The sequence below is a fragment of the Gilvimarinus gilvus genome (assembly GCF_030518155.1).
GTDB classification, from domain to species: Bacteria; Pseudomonadota; Gammaproteobacteria; order Pseudomonadales; family Cellvibrionaceae; genus Gilvimarinus; species Gilvimarinus gilvus.
Genome location: NZ_JAULRU010000488.1, coordinates 1 through 328, shown reverse-complemented (window position 1 = coordinate 328; position 328 = coordinate 1). Strand labels below are relative to the sequence as shown.

At 67.4% G+C, this 328-nt stretch carries 1 protein-coding gene; it reads left to right on the top strand.

The genetic code is table 11. The annotated features are described in order from the left end of the window. Positions 1–19: 19 nt before the first annotated feature. The coding region (locus QWI17_RS09025; RefSeq protein ID WP_302722183.1) for a LysE family translocator at positions 20–328 on the top strand (309 nt) is incomplete at its 3' end.

Genomic DNA, 328 nt, shown 5'->3' with positions numbered 1-328 from the left:
GATGCTCTGGAGCGTTCCCATGTCTCAGTCGATGCTGCCCTTCATCCTGTTTGCTTTGGTCGCCAGCCTCAGCCCGGGGCCAACCAACCTGTTGATCCTGGCGCACGGCGCCCGCCTGGGCGTACGGGCCAGCCTGTTGCCGATCCTGGCGGCCTGCTGCACGGCAGCGACGATTGTGCTGCTGGTGGGCCTGGGGCTGGGCGAGCTGTTGCTGCGCCACCCACTGGCACAACAACTGATGAGCTGGGCCGGAGCGCTGTGGTTGAGCGGGCTGGCGTGGAAAATGCTGCGCAGTGCCGGGGCACCGCTGCACGCGGGTACGGCGCAA